This is a genomic window from Ramlibacter sp. MMS24-I3-19 (assembly GCF_050320135.1).
Lineage (GTDB): Bacteria > Pseudomonadota > Gammaproteobacteria > Burkholderiales > Burkholderiaceae_C > Ramlibacter.
On record NZ_CP190017.1, the window covers coordinates 2,655,141 to 2,671,563 of the forward strand.

At 68.5% G+C, this 16,423-nt stretch carries 14 protein-coding genes; 5 read left to right on the forward strand and 9 right to left on the reverse strand.

Annotated elements, in window-relative coordinates; translation table 11 throughout:
* Position 1: 1 nt before the first annotated feature.
* The 8 genes from nirD to ACPWT1_RS13335 all read right to left on the reverse strand — a co-directional run bounded on the left by nirD (position 2) and on the right by ACPWT1_RS13335 (position 8,879).
* The gene (gene nirD / locus ACPWT1_RS13300; protein WP_427911651.1) at positions 2-430 is read right to left on the reverse strand and encodes a nitrite reductase small subunit NirD; all 429 of its coding nucleotides are present in this window, start codon (positions 428-430) and stop codon (positions 2-4) included.
* Positions 427-2,874 (reverse strand): nitrite reductase large subunit NirB, encoded by a 2,448-nt coding sequence (nirB, locus tag ACPWT1_RS13305; protein ID WP_427911652.1) that lies wholly within the window; start codon positions 2,872-2,874, stop codon positions 427-429. The genes nirD and nirB overlap by 4 nt, the downstream gene beginning before the upstream one ends.
* A gap of 3 nt (positions 2,875-2,877) precedes the next feature.
* Positions 2,878-4,164, reverse strand: coding sequence for an MFS transporter (locus ACPWT1_RS13310; RefSeq protein ID WP_427911653.1), 1,287 nt, complete (start codon positions 4,162-4,164; stop codon positions 2,878-2,880).
* Positions 4,165-4,402: 238 nt separating this feature from the next.
* A complete protein-coding gene (locus ACPWT1_RS13315) occupies positions 4,403-5,242 on the reverse strand; it encodes an ABC transporter ATP-binding protein (RefSeq protein ID WP_427911654.1) in 840 nt (279 codons plus the stop codon).
* Between the two features lie 9 nt (positions 5,243-5,251).
* Positions 5,252-6,103 (reverse strand): nitrate ABC transporter permease, encoded by an 852-nt coding sequence (ntrB, locus tag ACPWT1_RS13320; protein WP_427911655.1) that lies wholly within the window; start codon positions 6,101-6,103, stop codon positions 5,252-5,254.
* Positions 6,104-6,111: 8 nt separating this feature from the next.
* A complete protein-coding gene (locus tag ACPWT1_RS13325; RefSeq protein WP_427911656.1) occupies positions 6,112-7,419 on the reverse strand; it encodes a CmpA/NrtA family ABC transporter substrate-binding protein in 1,308 nt (435 codons plus the stop codon).
* A gap of 240 nt (positions 7,420-7,659) precedes the next feature.
* Positions 7,660-7,851 carry an ANTAR domain-containing response regulator gene (locus ACPWT1_RS13330; protein WP_427911657.1) on the reverse strand — a complete coding sequence of 64 codons (192 nt, stop codon included), beginning with the start codon at positions 7,849-7,851 and terminating at the stop codon, positions 7,660-7,662.
* Positions 7,797-8,879: a nitrate- and nitrite sensing domain-containing protein gene (locus ACPWT1_RS13335; protein ID WP_427911658.1), complete on the reverse strand. Its 1,083-nt coding sequence runs from the start codon at positions 8,877-8,879 to the stop codon at positions 7,797-7,799. Before ACPWT1_RS13335 ends, ACPWT1_RS13330 begins: the two co-directional genes overlap by 55 nt.
* Before the next feature lie 62 nt (positions 8,880-8,941).
* Between ACPWT1_RS13335 and tsaD the strand changes: the two genes are divergently transcribed.
* Positions 8,942-9,982, forward strand: coding sequence for a tRNA (adenosine(37)-N6)-threonylcarbamoyltransferase complex transferase subunit TsaD (gene tsaD, locus ACPWT1_RS13340; protein WP_427911659.1), 1,041 nt, complete (start codon positions 8,942-8,944; stop codon positions 9,980-9,982).
* A 217-nt stretch (positions 9,983-10,199) separates the two neighbouring features.
* On the opposite strand, the gene ACPWT1_RS13345 is transcribed toward tsaD, so the two are convergent.
* Positions 10,200-10,583: an Hsp20/alpha crystallin family protein gene (locus ACPWT1_RS13345; protein WP_427911660.1), complete on the reverse strand. Its 384-nt coding sequence runs from the start codon at positions 10,581-10,583 to the stop codon at positions 10,200-10,202.
* Between the two features lie 105 nt (positions 10,584-10,688).
* Here ACPWT1_RS13345 and ACPWT1_RS13350 point away from each other — a divergent pair, with 105 nt between their 5' ends.
* The 4 genes from ACPWT1_RS13350 to pnp all read left to right on the forward strand — a co-directional run bounded on the left by ACPWT1_RS13350 (position 10,689) and on the right by pnp (position 16,398).
* Entirely contained in the window at positions 10,689-11,963 is a 1,275-nt protein-coding gene (locus tag ACPWT1_RS13350) for a branched-chain amino acid ABC transporter substrate-binding protein (RefSeq protein WP_427911661.1), read from the forward strand.
* A 414-nt stretch (positions 11,964-12,377) separates the two neighbouring features.
* Positions 12,378-13,538: a pyridoxal phosphate-dependent aminotransferase gene (locus ACPWT1_RS13355; protein ID WP_427911662.1), complete on the forward strand. Its 1,161-nt coding sequence runs from the start codon at positions 12,378-12,380 to the stop codon at positions 13,536-13,538.
* 116 nt (positions 13,539-13,654) lie between these two features.
* The gene (rpsO, locus tag ACPWT1_RS13360) at positions 13,655-13,918 is read left to right on the forward strand and encodes a 30S ribosomal protein S15 (RefSeq protein ID WP_427911663.1); all 264 of its coding nucleotides are present in this window, start codon (positions 13,655-13,657) and stop codon (positions 13,916-13,918) included.
* 173 nt (positions 13,919-14,091) lie between these two features.
* On the forward strand, positions 14,092-16,398 hold the full coding sequence (pnp, locus tag ACPWT1_RS13365) for a polyribonucleotide nucleotidyltransferase (protein WP_427911664.1): 2,307 nt from the start codon (positions 14,092-14,094) through the stop codon (positions 16,396-16,398).
* The last annotated feature ends 25 nt before the right edge of the window (positions 16,399-16,423 follow it).

Sequence of the window (16,423 nt, forward strand, 5' to 3'; positions counted from 1 at the left end):
CTCACGTCGTGTGCGGTGCCTGCACCTCGAACGTCGCGTCGCCCACCGCGCCGCGCGATGCACATGGCCCCGCTTTCGGCGCAGGCAGGTCGACCGCATGCGTGGCCAGTTCCACCGGGTCCAGCAGCACCTGGCCGCCTTGGACGCGGCACGCGAAGCGTGGCGTGCAGCCTTCGTCCGGCGCCTTCGCGCAACCGTCGTCCAGCCGGATCGACCAGTTGTGCAGCGGGCAGGCCACGCTGGTGCCGAATACGATGCCCTGCGACAGCGGGCCGCCCTTGTGCGGGCAGCGGTCGAGGAGGGCGAACACCTGGTCCCGGTCGTTGCGGAAGACGGCCACGTCGACGCCGCGGGGCCGCGCGACGCGCCGGGAGCCCAGCACGGGAATGTCCTCGACGCGGCAGATCACCACCCAGTCGTTGCTCTTCATGCTGCCTGTCCTTCTGCCTTCAGCGGTTCGAACTGGCGCGCATCGACGGCGGCCTTGTCGAACTCGAACCAGGGATCCGGCTCGCCATCCAGCGCGAACTGCAGCCGTTCCCAGAGCGCTTTGCGATTCGCGTGGTCGTCGAGCACCTTCTTTTTCACGTGGTCCAGGCCGACCCGGTTGATGTAGTGCACCGTGCGTTCCAGGTACCAGCCTTCCTCGCGATAGAGCTGCAGGAATGCGCCGCTGTACTCCAGCACCTCCTCCGCGGTCTTCACCTTGCAGAAGAACTGGCCGGCTTCGGTCTTGATGCCGCCGTTGCCGCCGACGTAGAGCTCCCAGCCGGAGTCGACGCCGATCACGCCCACGTCCTTGATGCCGGACTCGGCGCAGTTGCGCGGGCACCCGCTCACGGCCAGCTTCACCTTGTGCGGCGCGTACATGCGCCAGAGCGCGCGCTCGAGGTCCTTGCCCATCTGCGTGGAGTCCTGCGTGCCGAAGCGGCACCACTCGCTGCCCACGCAGGTCTTCACCGTGCGCAGCGCCTTGGCATACGCATGGCCTGAAGGCATGCCGATGTCCTTCCAGACATTCGGCAGGTCTTCCTTCTTCACGCCCAGCAGGTCGATGCGCTGGCCGCCGGTGACCTTCACGGTCGGGATCTTGTATTTGTCGACGACGTCGGCGATGCGGCGCAGTTCGGCCGCGGTGGTCTCGCCGCCCCACATGCGCGGGATCACCGAGTAAGTGCCGTCCTTCTGGATGTTCGCGTGGCTGCGCTCGTTGATGTAGCGCGACTGCGGATCGTCCTTCGCCTCCTTCGGCCAGGTGGAGATCAGGTAGTAGTTCAGCGCGGGCCGGCACGACGAGCAGCCGTTCGGCGTGCGCCACTCCATGAACTGCATCGTGCTGGCGATGGTCACCAGCCTGTTGGCGCGGATGGCGTCGCGCACTTCCTGGTGGCTGTGGTCGGTGCAGCCGCACATGGCCTTCTTCTTCGGCGCCGCGGAGTAGTCGCCGCCGGCCGTGGACATGATGATCTGCTCGACCAGGCCGGTGCACGAGCCGCACGACGCGCTGGCCTTGGTGTGCTTGCGCACCTCGTCCAGCGTGAACAGGCCCTTTTCCTTGATCGCCTTGCAGATGGCGCCCTTGTTCACGCCGTTGCAGCCGCACACCTCGTCGCCGTCGCCCATCGCGGCGGCCTTGTTCTGGCCCTGGTGGCCGGCGTCGCCCAGGTTGGACTCGCCGAACATCAGCTTCTCGCGGATGTCGGCGATCCTGCGGCCCTCGCGCAGCAGCTTGAAGTAGTAGCTCCCGTCCACCGTGTCGCCGTACAGGCAGGCGCCCACCAGCTTGTCGTCCCTGATCACCAGCTTCTTGTAGACACCGCCGAAGGGGTCGCTCATCACGATCTCCTCGGTGCCGTCGCCGCCCATGAACTCGCCGGCCGAGAACAGGTCGATGCCGGTGACCTTCAGCTTGGTGGACGTGAGCGAGCCGGTGTAGCGGCCGATGCCGAACTGCGCCAGGTGGTTGGCCGCCACCTTGGCCTGCTCGAACAGCGGGGCCACCAGTCCGTAGGCGATGCCGCGGTGGGCCGCGCACTCGCCGACGGCGTAGATGCGCGCGTCGGTCGTGGTCTGCATCGTGTCGTTGACCACGATGCCTCGGTTGCAGTGGATGCGGGCCTGCTCGGCGAGGCCGGTGTTGGGGCGGATGCCGACCGCCATCACGACGAGGTCGGCGTCGACCTGGCTCCCGTCCTTGAACTTCAGCGACGTCACCCGGCCGTCGGCACCGCCGACCAGTTCCTGCGTCTGCGCGCCGATCAGGAACTTCAGGCCGCGCTCCTCCAGTGACTTTTGCAGCAGCTTGCCGGCCACGTCGTCCAGCTGGCGTTCCATCAGCCAGGGCATGACGTGCACCACGGTGGTGTCCATGCCGCGCTTCATCAGGCCATTGGCCGCTTCGAGGCCGAGCAGGCCGCCGCCGATCACGACCGCCTTTCTGTACCTGGCGGCCGCCTCGATCATCGCGTTGGTGTCCGCGATGTCGCGGTAGGCGATCACGCCCTGCAGGTCCTTGCCCGGCACGGGCAGGATGAACGGGTTGGAGCCGGTGCAAAGGAGCAGTCGGTCGTACGGCTCCTCGGTGCCGTCGTCGGCGCGCACGATGCGCCGCACGCGGTCGATCTCCACTACCTTCTTTCCGGCATGCAGCCGGATGCGGTTCTGCTCGTACCACTCCCAGGAGTTCAGCACGATCTCGTCCAGCGTCTGCTCGCCCGCGAGCACCGGCGACAGCAGGATGCGGTTGTAGTTCGGGTGCGGCTCGGCGCCGAACACCGCGATCTCGTAGAGCTCCGGCTGGATCTTCAGCAGCTCCTCGAGGGTGCGCACGCCGGCCATGCCGTTGCCGACCATCACCAGTTTCATCTTCTTCATGGCTTACTCCTGCGAAGCTTGGGCAAGGGGTTGCGGGTGGGGCGGATGGCCGCCGGTCCATGGGCCGGCGCCGCCGGCATGCGTGCGTGCGCGTCCACCATGGCCGGCCCACGTGCGGGTCCAGCGGCCCTGCATGGAGCGCAGGAGCGCCAGCACGAGCAGAGCCAGGGCGGCGAAGGCGAGGAATCCCCAGGCGTAGGTGCCGAGGAACTGGCGGCTCAGGCCCATGGTGCTGGGCACCAGGCCGCCGCCGAGTGCGCCGATCTCGCCGATCATGGAACCGGCCACCGCGGTGGCGGCGGGCCAGCGCAGCGGCACCAGCTGGAACAGCGCGCCGTTGCCCGCGCCCAGCGCGGCGAAGCACAGCATCATCAGCAACGTGGTGAGCAGGAGCGACCGGCCCGTGAAGCCGATGCCTGCCAGCGAGGCGGCGACCACCGACAGCACCAGGGTGAGCACGTGGATGCCGCCCCAGCGGTCGGCCAGCCAGCCGCCGCACACGCGCAGTGCCGCGCCCATGAAGGCGGCCAGCATCGTGAGTTGCCCCGCCTGGACCTTGCTGGCGCCGAACTGGTCGAAGTAGTAGGACGGCAGGAAGCTGGTCAGGCCGATGAAGCCGCCGAAGGTGACGGCGTAGACAACGCTGAACACCCAGCCGTCGCCCTCGAACAGGCAGGCCACGTGCTCGCGCAGGCTGGCATGCCGGTTGACGTCGGCGGGCTCGCGCGCGAACACGACCATCGCAGCCATCGGCAGCAGGATCGCGAAGGCTGCGACGCCGTAGACCGCCTGCCATCCGAGCCACTGCGCCAGCGGCGGCGCCACCAGGACGGAGACGGCGGTGCCGACGTTGCCGGCACCGACGATGCCCATCGCCAGGCCCTTGTGCTTCGCGGGAAACGACCCGGAGCCGAGCGACAGCGCGACGCCGAAGCTGGCGCCGGCGATGCCCAGCAGCACACCCATGGCGAGCAGGTCACCGAAGTCGTGCACGAAGAACAGGCCGAACACCATCGCGACGGCGATCAGGCCCATCTCCACCAGCGTCGCCGGCTTGCGGCCGATGTACTGGGCCAGCACGCCCAGCGGGAAGCGCATCAGCGCGCCGGCGACGATCGGGATCGACAGCATCAGGCCCTGCTGTGCCGCGGAGAGATGGAAGCTCTCCTTGAGGAAGGGCGCCATCGCGCCGTTGAGCACCCAGACGGCGCAGGAGAACGCGAAGTAGAAGAACGCCGCGAACAGCGTGGGCGAATGGCCGGATCGGAGGAAGCTTCGGAGGGCGGTCATCGTGTGTGTCTCGTTCGGGGGCGCTCGAAACAGCGCACCCCGGGTTGCAAACAGGACAGCACACGACGTTGTGCGCGAGGCCGGGCGCCGTTGCCCGGCCCGGGTGCACCATCACACCCGACGGAAGATCACTTGCAGGGACCGTGCCAGCCGTCTTTCCCCGGCCGCGGGCACGGCGTGGGGCGCGACGTCCGGAGTTGGTGCATCGCGGTGCGTGCAGCGTGCACCGCAACGGCCCTCACGCCGCCACCTTGTGCCGGCCGGTGCCGGCCTGCCGTGCAGAGATCGGTTCCACCTTGCGCTGCTTCTCGTACAGGAACGAGAGGATCTCCTGGCGGCAGTGGTTGTAGGCCTTGTCCTCGGCCAGCGCGATGCGGTTGCGCGGGCGCGGCAGCGGGACCGGCATCACCTGCCCGATGGTGGCCGCGGGGCCGTTGGTCATCATCACCACGCGGTCGGACATCAGCACCGCCTCGTCGACGTCGTGCGTGATCATCATCACCGTGTTGCCCAGCTCGGCCTGGATGCGGATCACCTCGTCCTGCAGGTGGGCGCGGGTGAGGGCGTCCAGCGCGCCGAACGGCTCGTCCAGCAGCAGCACCTTGGGCTCCATCGCCAGCGCACGGGCGATGCCCACGCGCTGCTTCATGCCGCCGGAGATCTCCGAGGGCAGGCGGTCCAGCGCATGGGCCATGTTGACCATCGCCAGGTTGTGCAGGATCCAGTCGCGGCGCTCGGCGGCGCTGCGCCTGTCGCGGAAGATCTTGTCGACCGCGAGTTCCACGTTCTGGTACACGGTCAGCCAGGGCAGCAGCGAGTGGTTCTGGAACACCACCGCGCGGTCGGGGCCGGGTGCGTTGACCTCGCGGCCGTCGACGATGACGCCGCCCGAGGTCGCGGCCAGCAGGCCGGCCACGATGTTCAGCACCGTGGACTTGCCGCAGCCCGAGTGGCCGATCAGCGAGATGTATTCGCCGCGCTGCACGTCCAGGTCGATGTCCTTGAGGACCGGGTTGGGCCCTTTGGCACCCGTGAACGTCATGTCGACGCGGGAGAGCGAGAGATAGGCTTTGCTCATGGGTGTCCTTCAGGCTGCAGACGTTCCGCGGGTGACCTTGCGGCCGACGAAGGCGACGATGCGGTCCAGCGCGAAGCCCACGAGCCCCACGTAGACGAGCGCCAGGATGATGTCGCTGATGCGCGAGGAGTTCCACGCGTCCCAGATGAAGAAGCCGATGCCCACGCCGCCGATCAGCATCTCGGCGGCGATGATCGCCAGCCACGACAGGCCGACGCCGATGCGCAGCCCCGAGAAGATGAAGGGCGCGGCCGCGGGCAGCATGATCTTGCCGAAGTACTCCAGCCCGTTCAGGCGGATCACCTTCGCGACGTTGCGGTAGTCCTCGGGGATGTTCCGGATGCCGATCGAGGTGTTGATGACGATCGGCCAGATCGAGGTGATGAAGATCACGAAGATCGCGGACGGGCTGCCGTCGCGGAACCCCGCCAGCGAGATCGGCAGCCACGCCAGCGGCGGCACGGTGCGCAGCACCTGGAACACCGGGTCCAGTCCGCGCAGCGCCCAGGTCGACTGGCCCACCAGCACGCCCAGGCTCACGCCCGCCAGCACCGCGAGCGAGTAGCCGTAGGCCACGCGCTTCAGGCTCGCGAGCAACTGCCAGGCGATGCCCACGTCGTTGCCGCCGCGGTCGTAGAACGGGTGCGCGATCAGCTCCCAGGTGTCCTGCACCACCTTGCTGGGGGCGGGCAGGGCGGCGCCGGGGCGGCTGCCGAGCAGTTGCCAGAGCAGCACGAGCAGGCCGATCACGAGCAGCGGGGGCAGGACGTGGGTGGCGAAGGCGCGGGTGGCCGTGGCCAGCGCGGCGGTGCGGCGCGGGGCGCGGACGGGCAGGACTTCGATGGTGGTCTCGGTCGACATGGAGGTCCTCACGCCCCGGTCTTGATGGTCTTGATCGCCAGGCTGTCGAGATACGCCTTCGGATTCGCCGGATCGAACACCTTCCCGTCGAAGAACTTCTCGACGCCGCGGGAGGTGGACTTCGGGATGTCCTTGTCCGCGACGCCCAGTTCCTTTGCCGCCGTGCGCCAGATGTCCTCGCGATTGACCTTGGCGACCAGCGCCCTGGTGTCCAGGTTCGGCGGCAGGTAGCCCCAGCGGATGTTCTCGGTGAGGAACCACAGGTCGTGGCTCTGGAACGGGTAGCTGGCGTTGTCCTTCCAGTAGCGCATCTGGTACTTGCTGTTGCTCTCGACGCGGCCGGTGCCGTAGTCGAAGTCGCCCTTGATGCGGTCGACGATGTCCTCCACCGGCGCGCTGATCCAGCGGCGGCGCGAACAGATCTCGGCCACCTCGGCGCGGTTCTTCGGGTCCTCGCACCACATCTGCGCCTCCATCACCGCCTTGAGCAGCGCCCTGGTGCTGTTCGGGTTGGCCTGCACGTAGTCGGCGCGCATCGCGAACGCCTTCTCGGGATGGTTCATCCACAGCTCCGAGGTGGTGAGCGCCGTGTAGCCGATCTTCTGGTGGATCAACTGCAGGTTCCAGGGCTCGCAGACGCAGAACGTGTCCATCGAGCCGACCTTCATGTTGGCCACCATCTGCGCCGGGGGCACCACGATGGTGTTGATGTCGCGCGTGGGATCGACGCCGCCCGCTGCCATCCAGTAGCGAATCCACAGGTCATGCGTGCCGCCGGGGAAGGTCATCGCCGCGTTCACCGGCTTGCCGGTCTTCACCCGCTTGTCCAGCAGCGCCTTGCGGAACGCCCTGGTATCGACGCCGATCTTCAGGTCCCGGTACTCGTTGGAGACCGAGATGCCCTGGCCGCCGAGGTTGAGGCGCGCCAGGATGTTCATCGGCACCGGCACGTTGTTCGCGGTGACCGCGCCGGTGGAGATCAGGTACGGCATCGGCGTGAGGATGTGGGCGCCGTCGATGCCGTTGCTCTTCGAGCCGAGCACCAGGTTGTCGCGCGTCGCGCCCCATGACGACTGCTTCAGCACTTCGACCTGGGTCATGCCGTGCTTCTTGAAGAAGCCTTTCTCGTCGGCCACGAACAGCGGCGCCGCGTCGGTGAGCGCGATGAAGCCGAGCCGGATCGCCTTCGTCTCGAGCGCGGGCCCTTGCGCCATCACGTGGCGGGGCCAGAGCCCGCCAGCGATGGCCGTGGCGCCGAACGCGGCGGCTCCCTGGATCACGGTGCGGCGCGAGGCCCTGGTCGTTGCGCGGGTCATGGAGGCTCCTGGTTGCAAGTCAAACGGGAACGGCGTCCATCGCACCCGCCAGCCTGCGGCCCGCGGGGGATGGACGCCGTTGTCCTGGGAATCGGTGCCGGCACCGCCTTTGGCGCCGTCGGACGCCTGGCTTGCAGCATCCGTGCCAGCGGCGTTCGCGCTGCAATCGGCCGGCAATCCCGTGCGCCTGCGCCGCAACCGGGCATGGCGCACGCGTTCCGTGCGCTGCAGCGCACGTCGTCAGCGCGAGAGGCCGGGCAGCACCTCGGCGAGCGCGAGCACGTTGGTCGCGACGTCCAGCAGGCGCCGGTTCTGGTTCATCGCCATCTGGCGCAGCGCCTTGTAGGCGTCGTCCTCGCTCATGTGCCGGTGCGCCATCAGCAGGCCCTTGGCGCGCTCGACCACCTTGCGCTCGCTGAGGGTGGCGCGCACCGCATCGAGCTCGTCGCCCATCGCTTGCAGGCGGCGCGACTGCTCCTGCACCATCGCGAACAGCGAGCGCTCCAGGTGCGGGCCGAACGCAGCCGGCGTGGCGGCCCGCCTGCCGTGCGCGCCGAGAGGGCGTCGAGCGCGGCACGCTGGTCGTGCAGCTCGGCCTCAGCCTGGGCGATGCGCTGCTCGCAGAGCGCGCGCAGGTGGATGGCCAGCCGGTCCTCCGTGAGCTTCATCTCGTCGATGCGCAGCGTGCACCAGTGGTACCACTCGTGGCTGAGGGCGGTGTCGAGCTCGCCGCGCACGGTGCCGCCGATGCGGCGCAGGCGCTCGATCTCGCCCATCACCGCCGGATTCCGTCCGGCCTGGTCGGCCTGCACGGCGTCGGCATCGCCGAGGTCGGCGAACACCTGGAAGCAGCCCTGCTGCGCATCGACCAGGTGGCGCCATTGCTGCTGTCCGGCGCCGTCCACGTAGCCCGCCGCGAACACGCGGGCCCCGAGCGCACGCTCCTGGCCGGCGAATTCCTTGCCCTGCATGAAGTTGAACATCGCGACCAGCGCGCGCGAGATCTTGGGATCGCTGGCCGTGTCCGCGGCTTCGAAGACGACGGTGAGCAGGCCCGCGATCAGCCTCGCGAGCGCCGCGGTGGACTCGCTCGCGGACAGTGCCTGCCGGGCGATGCGCACGCGCAGCGCGGGCAGGCCCTCCAGCGCGTGCAGCACCACGGCGGCGCGGGAGAACAGGCGCGCACCGTTGCGGGCCTGGTGCGACTCGGTGTCCAGGCGGTCCAGCTGCAGGCGCACGGCCTCTTCGGCAAGGTTGCAGTCGGCGATCTGCTGCTCGCGCTGCTGCGTGAACTGCGCGCCATGCGAGCTGAGGTAGATGCTGGAGATGCCGCGTTCGCGCTGCAGGGCATGGATGAAGCGCGCGATGGCGGTGACCAATTCGCCGGTCTGCGCCAGCTGCTCCAGCTCGGCGATCTCGCAGTGGCGCGCGGCGAGGAGGAAGTCGATTCCGGATTTCACGACCGGGACGAGCAACTCCCATGCCCGCTCGTGGGGCGCGACCTGCTCGTTACACTCGCACGATGCTGGTCCTCGGCATCGAATCCTCCTGTGACGAGACCGGCGTGGCGCTGGTCGACGCCGGCGCCGGCAGCGGCACGCCGCGCCTGCTCGCGCATGCGCTGCACAGCCAGGTGCGCATGCACGAGGCCTATGGCGGCGTGGTGCCCGAACTCGCCTCGCGCGACCACATCCGCCGGGTGCTGCCGCTCACGCACGAAGTGCTGGGGCGCGCCGGCCGCGAACTCGCCGACATCGAAACCGTCGCCTTCACCCGCGGTCCTGGGCTCGCCGGTGCGCTGCTGGTGGGCGCCGGCGTCGCCTGCGCGCTGGGCGCGTCGCTCGGCAAGCCGGTGCTGGGCGTGCACCATCTCGAGGGCCACCTGCTGTCGCCGTTCCTCAGCGCCGATCCGCCCGAGTTCCCCTTCGTGGCGCTGCTGGTATCCGGCGGCCACACGCAGCTGATGCGGGTCGATGGTGTCGGCCGCTACGAGCTGCTGGGCGAGACGATCGACGACGCTGCCGGCGAAGCGTTCGACAAGAGCGCCAAGCTGATGGGGCTGGGGTACCCGGGCGGGCCGGCGCTGTCCCGCCTCGCGCAGCAGGGCGACCCGAAGGCGTTCGCGTTGCCGCGGCCGCTGCTTCACAGCGGCGATCTCGATTTCTCGTTCGCCGGGCTGAAGACCGCGGTGCTCACGCAGGCGCGCAAGCTGGGCGAGGAGCTCGACGCGCGCAAGGCCGATCTCGCGGCGTCGACCGAAGCGGCGATCGTGGAGGTCCTGCTGAAGAAGTCGCTGGCGGCCCTGAAGCAGACCGGGCTGAAGCGGCTGGTGGTGGCCGGCGGTGTCGGTGCGAACCGGCTGCTGCGCGAGCAGCTCAATGCCGGCTGTGCGAAGCGCGGCGTGCGGGTGCACTACCCTGAACTGGACCTGTGCACCGACAACGGGGCGATGATCGCGATGGCAGCCGCGATGCGCTTGTCCGCGGGCGTGGAAGCGGCGAGCCGGTCGTATGCGTTCGACGTGAAGCCGCGGTGGCCGCTGGGGGAGCTGTCGGTCGGCTGAGGGCCCCGCGCTTCACCGACGCGCCACCCTTTGTCGTCCCCGCGGAGGCGGGGACCCAAGGCTTCCATTCAGAACGCCGCGAGAGTGGAAGCCTTGGATTCCCGCCTTCGCGGGAATGACAGGTCGGTGCGTGCACTCTGTACGCAAGAACGCCCCGGACAGTCTCGCGTCCGGGGCGCTCATGCTCAGCGACCCTGGCGAGCCAGGGATCGAGCGATTACTTGACTTCGATCTGCCGCGCCGTGCTCACCGGCTGCTTCTTCGCGAGCGACAGGGTCAGCACGCCGTTCTCGAGCTTGGCCGAGGTGGCTTCGACGTCGATCTCCTGCGGCAGCTCGTAGGCGGCCTTGTACTGCCGCTTGGCTTCGGCCTTGGTCTCGATGCGCACGATGGCGCCTTCGATGTTGATCGACAGGTCCTCGCGGGCGATGCCCGGCAGGTCCAGGGTGACGGTCCAGGCCTTCTCGTCCTGCTCGAGGCCGAAGCCCTGCGCGGCGCCGGCGCCGAAGAAGGCGTCATTGACGAAGCGCTCGAAGCTGCGGTCGTACGAACGGTAGGCGGGGGCGGTGGCGCGGGTGCGAACGACGGGTGCGAAAAACATGGTGGGAACTCCTTCGGTCTGGGTCTTAAACTCCGCGGCTTTCACTCGATCGCCGCATGCTTCCGATGTGCGCGCGGGCGATCCGATTTCAAGAGAACGAGGGGCATGAAAATCCAACGCAGGCAGGCCTTGAAAACGGCGGCGGCAACGTTATTTGCTCCCGCCTTCGTGCGCGCCCAGGGCGGCACGGCGCCGATCCGGCTGGCCATGGTCGAGGCACTCTCGGGCGCGTTCGCCAACACCGGCGAGGCCGTGTACCGCAACCTGCTCTGGGCGGTGGAGCGGGTCAACCAGCGTGGCGGCGTGCAGCTGCCGCGTGGCGCGCGTCCATTGGCGCTGGAGCGCTACGACAACAAGGGCCAGGCCGAGGAGTCGCTCGCCGCGCTGCGGTCTGCCGTGGACGACGGCGCGCGGTTCGTGCTGCAGGGTAATTCGTCGGCCGTGGCGGCGGCGCTGGTCGACGCGGTCGCCAAGCACAACGAACGCGATGCCGCGCGGCGCGTGCTCTATCTCAACTATTCGGCCGTCGACCCGGCGCTCACCAACGAGCGCTGCAGCTTCTGGCATTTCCGCTTCGATGCGCATGCCGACATGCGCATGGCGGCGCTGATGGCGGTGCTGCGCGACGATCGCTCGGTGCGCAGCGCCTACCTGATCGGCCAGGACTACAGCTTCGGCCAGTCGGTGCTGCGCGAGGCGCGCCGGCAGCTGGGCGCGCAACGGCCCGACGTGCGCATCGTCGGCGACGAACTGCATCCGCTGGGCCGCGTGAAGGACTTCGCGCCCTATGCCGCCAAGATCAAGGCCAGCGGCGCCGACGCGGTGATCACGGGCAACTGGGGCAACGACCTCACGCTGCTGGTGAAGGCCGCGCGCGAGGCCGGCTTCGACGGCAAGTTCTACACGTTCTACGGCAACGCGCTCGGCGCCCCGGCGGCCATCGGCGAGGCGGGCATCGGTCGCGTGATCGCGGTGGCCGACTGGCTGCCGAACCTGCCCATCGCCAGGAGCGAAGGCTTCTACCAGGCGTTCCGGCAGCGCTTTCCGCGTCCGCAGGACGACTATGTGCACATGCGCATGCAGCTGATGGTCGAGGCGCTGGTGCAATCGATGGAGAAGGCCGGCACCGTCGCTGCCGTGCCCGTCGCCAACGCCCTGGAGCACGCATCCGTCAGCCTGGCGGACCAGCAGGGCCACATGCGCGCCGCCGACCACCAGTTCCAGCAGACGCTCGTCGTCGGCGTGATGGACAGGCAGGGCGCACCCGGCGTGCGTTTCGACGTCGAAGGTTCCGGCTACGGCTTCCGCGTCGTGCGCGTGCTGGCGCCCGAACAGGCCGAGCAACCCACGACGTGCCGCATGGTGCGGCCGACGGCCTGAAGGCGGACAGCCGAACGCGAAAGACGCGAAAGCGACGCGAAAGACGCAAAAGAACACCTCAAAATAGCTGTCTCCTTTCGCGTGTTTCGCGCCCTTTTGCGTCTTTCGCGTTCCTGTTCCCGCTCCCGCTCCCTTCCCCGATTCCCATGCGCCAAGCCATCCTCGACCCGGTTCCGGCTACGGCTTCCGCGTCGTGCGCGTGCTGGGCGCCCGAACAGGCCGAGCAACCCACGACGTGCCGCATGGTGCGGCCGACGGCCTGAAGGCGGACAGCCGAACGCGAAAGACGCGAAACCGACGCGAAAGACGCAAAAGAACACCTCAAAATAGCTGTCTCTTTCGCGTGTTTCGCGCCCTTTTGCGTCTTTCGCGTTCCTGTTCCCGCTCCCGCTCCCGCTCCCTTCCCCGATTCCCATGCGCCAAGCCATCCTCGACCTCGAAGAATCCAAGATCCGTGAAGTCGCCAACGCCGGCATCGGCCGCGACGACGTGCTGGCCTTCTGGTTCGGCGAGAGCGACGAGGTCACGCCGGACTTCATCCGGCAGGCCGCCATCGAGTCGCTGCAGAAGGGCGAGACCTTCTATGCTCACAACCTGGGCATGCGCGAACTGCGCGAGGCCGTCGCCGCGTACACCTCGCGGTTGCACCGGCCCGTGGGCGCCGAGCGCATCGCCATCACCTCGGGCGGTGTCAACGCGCTGATGCTCGCGATCCAGATGCTGGTGGAGGCGGGCGACGAAGTGGTGGCCGTGACACCGGTGTGGCCCAACCTCACGGCACAGCCGCTGGTCATGGGCGGGCGCCTGAAGCGCGTGTCGCTCAAGCCGCATGCGGGCGCATGGACGCTGGACCTGCAGGCGCTGTTCGATGCGGTCACGCCGGCCACGAAGCTGCTGGTGCTGAACGCGCCGAACAACCCGACGGGCTGGACGCTCACGACGGCCGAGCAGCAGGCGATCCTCGACCATTGCCGGCGCACCGGCACGTGGATCCTGGCCGACGAGGTCTACGAGCGGCTGTACTACGCGCCCTCCGCCAATGGCTGTGCGCCGAGCTTCCTGGACATCGCGGCGCCCGACGACCGCCTCGTCGTGGTGCACAGCTTTTCCAAGAGCTTCCTGATGACGGGCTGGCGGCTCGGCTGGCTGGTCATGCCGCCGGCGATGACGCATGCGATGGGCAAGCTGATCGAGTTCAACACGTCCTGCGCCAGCGTGTTCACCCAGCGGGCCGCGGTCGTCGCCATGCAGCGCACGGCAGACGTCACGCCGCGCGTCGTGGCCCACCTGAAGGCGTGTCGCGACCTGCTGGTGCCCCGGCTGCAGAAGCTGCCCGGCGTTTCGCTCGCGATGCCGCAGGGCGGCATGTACGCCTTCTTCCAGCTCGACGGGTTCGGCGATTCGCTGGCGCTGGCCAAGCGCCTGGTGGCCGAGGCAGGCCTCGGCATCGCCCCGGGCAACGCCTTCGCGCCCGAGGCCCAGGGCTGGCTGCGCTGGTGCTTCGCCTCGAAGGAACTGGCGCGGCTGGAGGAAGGCGCGCGGCGGCTGGAGAGGTGGCTGCAGCGGCAGCGCTAGAGCCGAAGTACCACTTCGGATACAATTCACCGGTTCTGCGGTCGCCAGGCCGCGGATCGCACGTTGGAGCCCTTCCAGCCCCAACGCAAGTCAAACCTCCAACGCAAGGAAATCCAATGTCCGCCATCAACAAGGCCGAGATCGTCGCTGCGCACGCGCGCGGCACCGGCGACACCGGCAGCCCCGAAGTGCAGGTGGCCCTGCTCACCGCTCGCATCAACGAGCTGACGCCCCACTTCAAGACCCATGCCAAGGACCACCACGGCCGCCGCGGCCTGCTGCGCATGGTCAACCGCCGCAAGAACCTGCTGGCGTACCTGAAGGACAACGACGCCGACCGCTACACCGCGCTGATCGGCAAGCTCGGCCTGCGCAAGTAAGCAGGTTGCACGAACCGCAAGGCGCCTGGGTTGGCTGACGCTGGCTCAGGCGCTTTGCACATCGGAGATCCGGAAAGAGCGCGCGCTGTGTCATTCCTCGGGGGCTAGGCGCTAGCCCCCCAGGAATGGCATCGCGTTCAGTTCCGCCTCTCCACTTCCAGAGAGAAAACGCCATGTCCATCTTCAACAAAGCCACCAAGACCTTCCAGTGGGGCCAGCACAAGGTCACGCTGGAGACCGGCGAGATCGCGCGCCAGGCCTCGGGTGCCGTCATCGTCGACATCGAGGGCACCGTGATCCTCGCCACCGTGGTGGGCTCCAAGTCCGCCAAGCCGGGCCAGGACTTCTTCCCGCTGACGGTCGACTACATCGAGAAGACCTACGCCGCCGGCAAGATCCCCGGCAGCTTCTTCAAGCGCGAAGCCAAGCCGTCCGAGCTCGAGACGCTGACCAGCCGCCTGATCGACCGCCCGATCCGCCCGCTGTTTCCCGAAGGCTTCTTCAACGAAGTGCACGTGGTCATCCACACGCTGTCGCTGAATCCTGAAGTCGACGCCGACATCGCCGCCATGATCGGCACCAGCGCCGCGCTGGCGATCTCCGGCATCCCGTTCGCCGGCCCGATCGGCGCCGCGCGCGTGGGCTACATCAACGGCGAGTACGTCCTGAACCCGGGCCAGACCCAGCGCAAGGAATCGCTGATGGACCTGGTGGTCGCCGGCACCGAAGCCGCCGTGCTGATGGTCGAGTCCGAGGCGCAGCAGCTGCCCGAGGAAGTGATGCTTGGCGCCGTGGTGTTCGGCCACGATCAGGGCAAGATCGCCATCAACGCCATCCACGAGCTCGTGCGTGAAGCCGGCAAGCCGGTGTGGGACTGGCAGGCGCCCGCGAAGGACGAGTCCTTCATCGCCAAGGTCAACCAGCTGGCCGAGCAGAAGCTGCGCGCCGCCTACCAGATCCGCAGCAAGCAGGCCCGCACCCAGGCGCTGCGCGAGGCGACCGCCGCCGTGCACGCCGGCCTGAAGGAGCAGGGCGCCGAGTTCGACGCCGCCAAGGTCGACGAGCTGCTGTTCAACATCGAAGCCGGCATCGTGCGCAGCCAGATCCTGGCCGGCGAGCCGCGCATCGACGGCCGCGACACGCGCACCGTGCGCCCGATCGAGATCCGCACCGGCGTGCTGCCGCGCACCCACGGCTCGGCGCTGTTCACCCGCGGCGAGACCCAGGCGCTGGTCGTCTCGACGCTGGGTACCGAGCGTGACGCGCAGCGCATCGACGCGCTGGCCGGCGAGTTCGAGGACCGCTTCCTGTTCCACTACAACATGCCTCCCTTTGCCACCGGCGAAGTGGGCCGCATGGGCTCCACCAAGCGCCGCGAAGTCGGCCACGGCCGCCTCGCCAAGCGGGCGCTGGCCGCCTGCCTGCCGACGAAGGAGGAGTTCCCGTACACGATCCGCGTGGTGTCGGAGATCACCGAGTCCAACGGCTCCTCGTCGATGGCTTCCGTCTGCGGCGGCTGCCTGTCGATGATGGACGCCGGCGTGCCGATGAAGGCCCACGTGGCCGGCATCGCCATGGGCCTGATCAAGGACGGCAACCGCTTCGCCGTGCTGACCGACATCCTGGGCGACGAGGACCACCTGGGCGACATGGACTTCAAGGTGGCCGGCACCACCAACGGCATCACGGCCCTGCAGATGGACATCAAGATCCAGGGCATCACCAAGGAGATCATGCAGGTCGCCCTGGCGCAGGCCAAGGAAGCTCGCATGCACATCCTGGGCAAGATGCAGGACGCCATGGGCGAGGCCAAGACCGAGGTGAGCAGCTTCGCGCCGAAGCTGTACACGATGAAGATCAACCCGGAGAAGATCCGCGACGTGATCGGCAAGGGTGGCGCCGTCATCCGCGCGCTGACCGACGAGACCGGCTGCCAGATCAACATCGAGGAAGACGGCACCATTACCATCGCCGCCACCGACGCCGCCAAGGCCGACGAGGCCAAGAAGCGCATCGAGCAGATCACCGCCGAAGTGGAGATCGGCAAGGTCTACGAAGGCCCGATCACCAAGCTGCTGGACTTCGGCGCGCTGGTGAACGTGCTGCCCGGCAAGGACGGCCTGCTGCACATCAGCCAGATCGCCCACGAGCGCGTGGAGAAGGTCACCGACTACCTGAGCGAAGGCCAGGTCGTGCGCGTGAAGGTGCTCGAGACCGACGACAAGGGTCGCGTGAAGCTGTCCATGAAGGCGCTGCTCGATCGTCCGGAAGGCATGGAAGACCAGCCGCGCGAGCCCCGTCGCGAGCGCGGCGACCGCCCGCCGCGCGGCGAGCATCGCGGTGACCGTGGTGATCGCGGTGACCGTGGTGGCGACCGCGGAGATCGCGGCGATCGCGGCGGTGACCGCGGTGGCTATGGCGACCGTCCGCCGCCCGCGGGCGACGTGCAGCCGCAGGCCACGCTGGATCCGCAGGAGTAAGCGGGCCAGGGCGCCGCGCCGCCGC

Bases quoted from the DNA above. Each gene is read 5' to 3' on its own strand.
- tsaD (WP_427911659.1), top strand. From the start codon at position 8,942: ATGCTGGTCCTCGGCATCGAATCCTCCTGTGACGAGACCGGCGTGGCG.
- ACPWT1_RS13325 (WP_427911656.1), bottom strand. From the start codon at position 7,419: ATGACCCGCGCAACGACCAGGGCCTCGCGCCGCACCGTGATCCAGGGA.
- nirB (WP_427911652.1), bottom strand. From the start codon at position 2,874: ATGAAGAAGATGAAACTGGTGATGGTCGGCAACGGCATGGCCGGCGTG.
- pnp (WP_427911664.1), top strand. From the start codon at position 14,092: ATGTCCATCTTCAACAAAGCCACCAAGACCTTCCAGTGGGGCCAGCAC.
- ACPWT1_RS13350 (WP_427911661.1), top strand. From the start codon at position 10,689: ATGAAAATCCAACGCAGGCAGGCCTTGAAAACGGCGGCGGCAACGTTA.
- ntrB (WP_427911655.1), bottom strand. From the start codon at position 6,103: ATGTCGACCGAGACCACCATCGAAGTCCTGCCCGTCCGCGCCCCGCGC.
- rpsO (WP_427911663.1), top strand. From the start codon at position 13,655: ATGTCCGCCATCAACAAGGCCGAGATCGTCGCTGCGCACGCGCGCGGC.
- nirD (WP_427911651.1), bottom strand. From the start codon at position 430: ATGAAGAGCAACGACTGGGTGGTGATCTGCCGCGTCGAGGACATTCCC.
- ACPWT1_RS13310 (WP_427911653.1), bottom strand. From the start codon at position 4,164: ATGACCGCCCTCCGAAGCTTCCTCCGATCCGGCCATTCGCCCACGCTG.
- ACPWT1_RS13355 (WP_427911662.1), top strand. From the start codon at position 12,378: ATGCGCCAAGCCATCCTCGACCTCGAAGAATCCAAGATCCGTGAAGTC.
- ACPWT1_RS13345 (WP_427911660.1), bottom strand. From the start codon at position 10,583: ATGTTTTTCGCACCCGTCGTTCGCACCCGCGCCACCGCCCCCGCCTAC.
- ACPWT1_RS13315 (WP_427911654.1), bottom strand. From the start codon at position 5,242: ATGAGCAAAGCCTATCTCTCGCTCTCCCGCGTCGACATGACGTTCACG.